This is a genomic window from Aeromonas finlandensis, from assembly GCF_000764645.1.
GTDB classification, from domain to species: Bacteria; Pseudomonadota; Gammaproteobacteria; order Enterobacterales; family Aeromonadaceae; genus Aeromonas; species Aeromonas finlandensis.
In genome coordinates this window covers 1-8508 of record NZ_JRGK01000355.1, presented here as the reverse complement: position 1 = coordinate 8508, position 8508 = coordinate 1, and the positions used below count along the sequence as shown (strand labels likewise).

7 protein-coding genes are annotated in these 8508 nt (G+C 58.5%); 4 read left to right on the top strand and 3 right to left on the bottom strand.

Features of this window, described 5'->3' with window-relative positions:
* Positions 1-133 precede the first annotated feature (133 nt).
* The 3 genes from LD28_RS0121380 to ald form a co-directional block, all read right to left on the bottom strand.
* The gene (locus LD28_RS0121380; protein WP_033138885.1) at positions 134-1381 is read right to left on the bottom strand and encodes a diguanylate cyclase; all 1248 of its coding nucleotides are present in this window, start codon (positions 1379-1381) and stop codon (positions 134-136) included.
* 62 nt (positions 1382-1443) lie between these two features.
* Positions 1444-2394, bottom strand: coding sequence for a thioredoxin-disulfide reductase (gene trxB, locus LD28_RS0121375; RefSeq protein ID WP_019445530.1), 951 nt, complete (start codon positions 2392-2394; stop codon positions 1444-1446).
* 186 nt (positions 2395-2580) lie between these two features.
* A complete protein-coding gene (ald, locus tag LD28_RS0121370) occupies positions 2581-3696 on the bottom strand; it encodes an alanine dehydrogenase (RefSeq protein WP_033138884.1) in 1116 nt (371 codons plus the stop codon).
* Positions 3697-3846: 150 nt separating this feature from the next.
* On the opposite strand from ald, the gene lrp reads away from it, so the two are divergent.
* The 4 genes from lrp to LD28_RS0121350 form a co-directional block, all read left to right on the top strand.
* Positions 3847-4338 carry a leucine-responsive transcriptional regulator Lrp gene (lrp, locus tag LD28_RS0121365; RefSeq protein ID WP_005300047.1) on the top strand — a complete coding sequence of 164 codons (492 nt, stop codon included), beginning with the start codon at positions 3847-3849 and terminating at the stop codon, positions 4336-4338.
* Between the two features lie 202 nt (positions 4339-4540).
* Positions 4541-7057 (top strand): DNA translocase FtsK, encoded by a 2517-nt coding sequence (locus tag LD28_RS0121360; RefSeq protein ID WP_033138883.1) that lies wholly within the window; start codon positions 4541-4543, stop codon positions 7055-7057.
* Between the two features lie 81 nt (positions 7058-7138).
* A complete protein-coding gene (gene lolA / locus LD28_RS0121355) occupies positions 7139-7747 on the top strand; it encodes an outer membrane lipoprotein periplasmic chaperone LolA (RefSeq protein WP_033138887.1) in 609 nt (202 codons plus the stop codon).
* A gap of 153 nt (positions 7748-7900) precedes the next feature.
* On the top strand, positions 7901-8508 hold a 608-nt coding region (locus tag LD28_RS0121350; protein WP_156120353.1), incomplete at its 3' end, for an AAA family ATPase.

Here is an 8508-nt window from a genome sequence, read left to right as displayed (position 1 = left end):
GTGCGGGTCGACAAGACTTACTGAGTTTCGACAGTCATTGCTGATTGGGAGACTGTGGCAGGAAAGGAACCCGCAGACTCTCCTGCAGGAAAGTCTGTCGGGCGGTAATACACGGGACTGATGCCCTGAGGATTCAGATAGCCGTCTCTTGCGAGACTATCTTGTCGCGGCCGGTGTTCTTTGCCTGATACAGGAGCCGATCCGCTTCGCTCAGCGCCTCGTCCATGGATACCCGCCCGACGCTGATCACGCCGTAACTGGCGCGAACAAAGAGCGGGATCTCCGGTGACAGGGGTTGCTGGCGCAACTGCTGGCGCAACCCTTCAAGACGCTTGATCAACACTGGCATGGAACAGTGGGGCACCATCATGGCAAATTCCTCTCCGCCAAACCGGGCGATCATGGCATCGGGGAAGAACTGGGTCAGCTGGCGGGTCAGATGGCAGAGCAGCTGATCGCCGATGGCATGGCCCCAGTGATCGTTGACCTGCTTGAAGTGATCCACATCGAGCACACAGAGTGCGAGAGGCGTCTGCTGGCGCTGATGTTCTTCAAACCATTTTTGCCCTTCGTTGAACCAGTAGCGCCGGTTGTAGAGACCGGTCAGGTAGTCACGATTGGCTGACTCCTGAATGCTGTTGAACTGCTCGAGCGCCTCCAGATTGTGGCTGACCCGGCACTGCAGCTCTTCCGGCTCGAACGGCTGGTTGAGAAAGTCGTTGGCGCCCTGCTTGAGGTAGCGAGCAGAGAGACCACGCTTGTCAGAGACCGAGATCCCGATAATCGCGAGCCGCTGCTTGCTATAACGCTCTCTGAGCATTCTCACCAGACTGATGCCATCGATATCCGGCATGTAGTAGTCGACCAGTGCCAGCCGGATGCCCGGGTGCTGCTCCAGCATCGCCATCGCTTCACGGGCATGGCTCGCCTCATGCACTTGCAACAGCTGTTTGTGCAACTGAGCCATGGTGCGGTGACGGGAGGTGCGTGAATCATCGACCACCAGCACTTCGATGGACTGGTTGAGATAGAGGCGGTGCACCAGACTGACGGCATATTGCAGCGAGTGGCGCGAATCCTTCATCACATAGTCCAGCACGCCGGTCTCCAGCCAGGCTGCACGTTTATCCTCGTTGATGTCGGCAGTGAGGATCACCACCGGCAACCCGCGTTCCAGCAGCTCGTTCACCGCCTCGCCACAGGGGGCATCCGGCAAGGTCAGATCCACCAGCGCGACCACATACTCCTCACCCCGGCAGTGACGGGCGCCTTCGAGGGTATCGAAGGCGTCGATCTCCAGACCGGTCTGCTGGGCAATGGCCTGAGTCAGCATACGGCGAATGGTCAGGCTATCTTCGACAATCAATATCTTTTGTTTCATTAGACTCCTTAAATGAAAAAAGGCATACCGACTGGTATGCCTTATATCACATCAGCGCTGGTTTATTGCGCGTCGAGGTAGCGTTCGGCATCGAGGGCCGCCATGCAGCCGGTACCGGCCGAGGTGATAGCCTGACGGTAGTTGTGGTCTGCCACGTCACCGGCGGCAAACACCCCTTCAATGCTGGTCTGGGTGGCAAAGCCGTCCAGTCCGCCACGAACCTTCAGATAGCCGTTTTGCATCTCCAGCTGGCCATCGAAGATCTGGGTGTTGGGCTGGTGGCCGATGGCGATGAACACGCCCATCAGTGGCAGCTCGCTGGTGCTGTTGTCCTGGGTGTTGCGCAGGCGCACACCGGTGACCCCCATCTGATCGCCCAGCACTTCATCCAGGGTCTGGTGGGTATGCAGCACGATGTTGCCGCTCGCGACCTTGTCGTGCAGACGCTTGATCAGGATCTTCTCGGCACGGAACTCGTCGCGGCGGTGGATCAGATGCACCTTCTTGGCGATGTTGGCCAGATAAAGGGCCTCTTCCACGGCGGTATTGCCGCCACCGATCACCGCCACTTCCTGATTGCGGTAGAAGAAACCGTCACAGGTGGCACAGGCGGAGACGCCGCGACCCTTGAAGGCCTCTTCAGAGGGCAGACCCAGATATTTGGCGGAGGCGCCGGTCGCGATGATCAGGGCATCGCAGGTGTATTCGCCGTTGTCGCCCTTGAGGCGGAACGGGCGCTGGGTCAGTTCGACACTGTTGATGTGATCAAACAGGATGCGGGTATCGAACTTCTCTGCATGTTCTTTCATGCGTTCCATCAGCGCCGGGCCGGTCAGTCCTTCCGGATCGCCGGGCCAGTTTTCCACTTCGGTGGTGGTGGTCAGCTGACCCCCTTGCTGCATGCCGGTGATGAGCAGGGGATTGAGGTTGGCACGGGCGGCGTAGACGGCTGCGGTGTAACCGGCCGGGCCGGAGCCCAGGATCAGCAATTTGCTGTGAGTGACTTGGCTCATGATGTAATTTCCGGGATGTGATGAGTTTGCGCGATTGTAGGTAATTCGTGATCCGGGGTCAAAGGCTGGCGAGTCGATTGCATTAATCGTGTGCGCAAGGGGTGACAGAGCATATTCAAGGGATAAAAAAACCGCCCATCGCGGGCGGATTTTCACTCATCTTCAACTGGCACAGGCCAGAGCAGATCAGTTCAGCAGGGTCAGAGGATCCGTGTAGGCAAGGCCATGTGCCACGGCGACCTCCTTGCAGGTGAGCTTGCCATCCATCACGTTGAGCCCGTGCAGCAGGTTGGGATCGGCCAGCAGTGCCTGACGATACCCTTGCTGAGCCAGCTTGATGATGAAGGGGAGGGTGGCATTGTTGAGAGCCACGGTCGAGGTGCGGGCAACGGCCCCCGGCATGTTGGCGACGCAGTAGTGCACCACCTCATCGACGATAAACGTCGGATCTTCATGGGTGGTGGCGTGGGAGGTCGCCACACAGCCGCCCTGATCGATGGCCACATCGACGATGGCAGAGCCCGGCTTCATGCGCGCAATATGGTCACGGCTGACAAGTTTTGGCGCAGTGGCACCCGGCACCAGCACGCCGCCGATGACCAGATCTGCGGCCAGCAGATGGCGCTCCAGGGTTTCGCTGTTGGAGTAGACCACCTTGGCTGCTCCCTGGAACTCGTTATCGAGACGGCGCAGGGTATCGACGTTGTTGTCGAGGATGGTCACATCCGCGCGCAGACCAATGGCCATGCGAGCAGCATTGGATCCAACCACGCCGCCACCGATGATCACCACCTTGGCCGGTTCGACACCGGGCACGCCGCCGAGCAGCACCCCACTCCCGCCGCGGGATTTTTCCAGCGCCTGGGCTCCCGCCTGAATAGACATGCGTCCAGCCACTTCCGACATGGGGGCCAGCAGGGGCAGGCCACCACGGCCGTCGGTGACGGTCTCATAGGCGATGCAGATGGCGCCGCTTTGCAGCAGGGCTTCGGTTTGTGGCAAGTCTGGCGCCAGATGCAGATAGGTAAAGAGGGTCTGACCCGGGCGCAGCATGGCACATTCGACAGGCTGAGGTTCCTTGACCTTGACGATCATCTCCGACTTGGCGAAAACCTCTGCGGCAGAGGCCAAAATTTCGGCACCAACAGCGATATAATCTGCATCGCTAAAGCCAATGCCGTTTCCGGCACCGCTTTGGACGAAAACAGTATGGTTTCGTGCTGTCAGTTCACGTACACTGGCCGGAACCATGCCTACGCGGTATTCATGGTTTTTTATCTCTTTAGGTACACCGATAATCATGCTATCCCTCGTCTATAGATTGGTGTTTCATGTTGCCAAAATGTTAACCAACATTTGCGCCTAGTATATTCAGGTATTGACAGGATTTGTGACCATAATTATAAAATGACTGGTGATTCTTACCAAAAAATAGCCAAAGGATGGAATAAAATGATGGAAGCTAAGAGTCGGCTAAAGGATTTGGACAGGATTGACCGCAACATTCTCAATGAACTGCAAAAGGATGGCAGGATTTCGAATGTTGAGTTGTCCAAGCGAGTTGGCCTGAGTCCTACTCCGTGTCTGGAACGGGTTCGTCGCCTCGAGCGACAAGGTTATATCGAAGGATATGCCGCTATTCTGAACCCTCATTATCTGGACGCATCTCTGCTGGTGTTTGTAGAGATAACCCTCAATCGCGGGGCGCCTGATGTATTTGAACAGTTCAACAAGGCTGTTCAGGTGCTCGAAGAGATCCAGGAGTGTCATCTGGTCTCCGGTGACTTCGACTATCTGCTCAAGACCCGAGTCAGCGACATGTCGGCTTACCGCCGTCTGTTGGGGGAAACCCTGCTGCGTCTGCCTGGTGTCAACGACACCCGCACCTACGTGGTGATGGAAGAGGTCAAGCAGAGCAGTCGTCTGGTGATCAGCACCCGATAAAGCAGGTTATGCCGTGGTATCTTTTCCATATGAGACACCATGACAGTCAGAAACGAGCGGCCGGTCCGCTCGTTTCTTCTTGTAAAGATAATTGCAAATATGGCCCCGTCCCATCAGGCTCTGGCTGACAATCGGTGGGCTTTTCGGGGATACTAGGCCCCCTTATTTCCTGCATTACATGTTTTCAGAAAGGAGCCGGAGTTTGGCCGATAAAAAGCTGTTTACTCCTTTATCAGGTACACAACGGATCTTCGAAGCCGTCTTGATCGCCATCACCCTGATGGCTGCTTATCTTCTGCTTGCCCTGTTGTCCTATCATCCCGCTGATCCCGGTTGGTCCCAGACCTCCTGGCAAGGGGAGGTGAAGAACCTCGCCGGTAGTGCCGGCGCCTGGCTCGCCGATATCACCATGTTTACCTTTGGTGCCTTCTCCTATCTGGTGCCGCCACTGGTGGTCTTGCTGGGCTGGAGCCTCTTCTGGCGGCCAAGCCGCCTGCTCGATGTGGATTACCTCACCCTGGGGGTGCGGATCATCGGTTTCATTCTGACTGTGCTCGGCATGTCGGCCATTGCCAGCATGAACTTCAACGATATGCAGAACTTCTCCGCCGGTGGTCTGGTAGGGGATGTGATCGCCTCTGCGGTGGTGCCGCTGTTTGGCGGCGTCGGGGCCAACCTGATGCTGCTCTGCTTTGTGGCGACCGGTATCACTCTCTTCACGGGGTGGTCCTGGCTTACCATCGTCGAGCAGATCGGCGCAGCCTGTACCGGTTCGGTCAGCGCCGTCTACCACTTCCCGACCACCCTCGGCCGCTGGCTGACCGGTGGCTGGCGTCAACCCCGCAACGAGGGGCCGGATCCCTTGCTGGAAGGCGGGGTAGGGGCCATCGCGCTGGATGATGAGGAAGATGAGCCACACGCCAGCTGGACTCGCAGGCCCAAGGCCAAGGATCAGAAGGCCGCCGCCGAAGAGTGGCTGCCGGAGCTTGACGACGATACCTTCGAATTTGATCCCAAGTTTGATGATGAGGATGACGAGCCAGCGCCTGCTGCCAAGCCAAAACGTGCGGTGGCTGCTGCCAGTGGTCGTCGTCAGCCGGTGCTGGCTGTGGCCGATGACGACGATGAGGACGATCTGGATCTGCCCTGGGCCGAGGGGGACGATGAGGTCGCCACGCCGGTTGCCGTGGCACCGACCAGGCCCAAGCGCCGTCCTCAATCGACCATGCCCCCGTTGCCAAGCATCGAACTGCTGGACAGACCGCCTGCCAAGACCCAGATGATGAGCAAGGATGAGCTGGATCGCATGGGCCGTCTGGTGGAAGCAAAGCTTGCCGACTACAACGTGCAGGCCAAGGTGGTCGGTGTCTATCCGGGCCCGGTCATTACCCGGTTCGAGCTGGATCTGGCGCCGGGCATGAAGGCGAGCAAGATCACCAACCTGTCGCGCGATCTGGCCCGTTCCCTCTCTGCCAGCAGCGTGCGGGTGGTCGAGGTGATCCCGGGCAAGACCTTCGTCGGAATTGAGCTGCCTAACCGGGTGCGTCAGACCGTCTACCTGCGCGAGACCCTCGACTGCGATGCCTTCCGCGATAGCCGCAACCCGCTCACCATGGGCCTGGGCCAGGACATCGCAGGGGAGCCGGTGGTGGTGAATCTGGCCAAGATGCCGCACCTGCTGGTGGCCGGTACCACAGGTTCCGGTAAGTCGGTGGGGGTGAACACCATGATCATCTCCATGCTCTACAAGTCATCCCCTGATGACCTGCGCTTCATCATGATCGACCCCAAGATGCTGGAACTGTCGGTCTATGAAGGGATCCCCCATCTCCTGACCGAGGTGGTGACCGACATGAAGGACGCCGCCAACGCCCTGCGCTGGTGCGTGGGTGAGATGGAGCGTCGTTACAAACTGATGTCGGCAGTCGGGGTGCGTAACCTCAAGGGTTACAACGACAAGGTGCTGGCCGCCATCGAGGCGGGCGAGCCGCTGCTCGACCCGCTGTGGCGTCCGGGTGACTCCATGGATCAGATGCCGCCGGAGCTGGAGAAACTGCCCCACATCGTGGTGGTGGTGGACGAATTTGCCGACATGATGATGATCGTCGGCAAGAAGGTGGAAGAGCTGATTGCCCGTATCGCCCAGAAAGCGCGGGCGGCCGGTATTCACCTCATTCTGGCGACCCAGCGTCCGTCGGTTGATGTCATTACTGGCCTCATCAAGGCCAACATCCCGACCCGTATCTCGTTCCAGGTATCGAGCAAGATCGACTCGCGCACCATCATCGATCAGGGCGGTGCTGAATCCCTGCTCGGCATGGGCGACATGCTCTACATGCCGGCCGGTACCTCCAACCCGACCCGGGTGCACGGTGCGTTCGTCGATGACCACGAAGTGCACAAGGTGGTGGCGGACTGGAAACTGCGCGGTGAGCCGAACTACATCGAGGAGATCCTCTCCGGTGAGTCGGGTGGCGAAGGTGGCAGCGGCGAATATGGCGGTGGTAGCGATGAAGAGCTCGACCCCCTGTTCGACGAAGCGGTCGCTTTCGTGGTGGAGTCCCGCCGTGGCTCGACCTCCAGCGTCCAGCGCAAGTTCAAGATTGGTTACAACCGGGCAGCCCGTCTCATCGAGCAGATGGAGAATCAGGGCATCGTCAGCTCACCGGGTGGCAATGGTCAGCGCGACGTGCTGGCACCGCCGCCGGTGCGAGACTAAGCCTCCCCCGTTTCACTACTATCCTGGCCATGCCCTCACCGGGCGTGGCCTTTTATCGAGAGCGTCTTTATGAAGAGCGTGATGAAAAAACAACTGTTGATGGGTACCGTACTGCTGATGGCCAGCAGCCAGGTGTGGGCCGATGCGGCCAGCGATCTCAAGCAGAAGCTGGCCAGTGTCAGCCTCTTTTCCGCCAAGTTTTCCCAGACTGTCTATGACAGCAAGGGCAAGGAGTTGCAAAAGGCTGGCGGCGATCTGTTGGTAAAACGCCCGAACCGTTTTAACTGGCACACTACCTCGCCGGACGAGAGCCTGATCGTGGCTGATGGCAAGGATGTTTGGGTATTTGACCCCTTCGTCGAGCAAGTGACTGCGCTCAAATTGAAGGATGCGGTGCTCAACACTCCTTTTGTCCTTATCACCGGTAATGATGACAAGCTTTGGAAGAACTACGACGTCACCCAGCAGGGGGATGTCTACACCGTCACCAGTCGTGACCCGGCCGAGCTTATCGCCTCCTTCCGTATCACCTTCGATCGCGACAACAACATCAGTCGTTTCGATGTGAAAGAGGCGCAGGGGCAGTGGACCGAATTTACCCTGAGCAGCTTCAATCGTAATCCGGTGCTCAAGGGCAGCGAATTTGTCTTCAAGATCCCGAAGGGGGTCGAGCTGGACGACCAGCGCTAATGAGCACGCGGTCGTTGGATTGTTCGCCAGCTCGTCTGTCAAGGGCGAGTGGCGTGACGCTGGGTGGTCAATACAGATGAGCAACCTCTTGTTGGATTCCTCGTCGGACCGTTTTTCCATGGCGGTATCCGTGATACTGAACGGTCAATACAGATGAGTAACTTGTCGCTGGATTTCTCATCGGACTTTCGTCCGCTGGCGGCCCGGATGCGGCCGCAAAACCTCGACCAGTATATCGGTCAGCAACATATCCTGGGGGCTGACAAGCCCCTGCGCAAAGCGATCCTGGCAGGCCACTGCCACTCTATGATCCTGTGGGGGCCGCCCGGTACCGGCAAGACCACCCTGGCGGAGCTGATGGCCCATTACTGTCAGGCGGAAGTGGAGCGGCTCTCTGCGGTTACCTCCGGTATCAAGGAGATCCGCGCCGCCATCGACAAGGCGAAGGAGAACAGCTGGCGCGGGGTACGCACCATCCTGTTCGTGGATGAAGTGCACCGCTTCAACAAGAGCCAGCAGGATGTGTTCCTGCCTCATATCGAAGATGGCACCATCACTTTTATCGGTGCCACCACTGAAAACCCTTCGTTCGAACTCAACAACGCGTTGCTCTCCCGGGCTCGGGTCTATCTGCTCAAGCGGCTGGAAGAGCGCGACATCCTCGCCATGCTGGATCAGGCGATGACCGATCCCCGTGGTCTCAATGATCCGGCGCTCACCTTTGCCCCCGGCGTCAAAGAGGCGCTGGCCAAGGCGGTGGA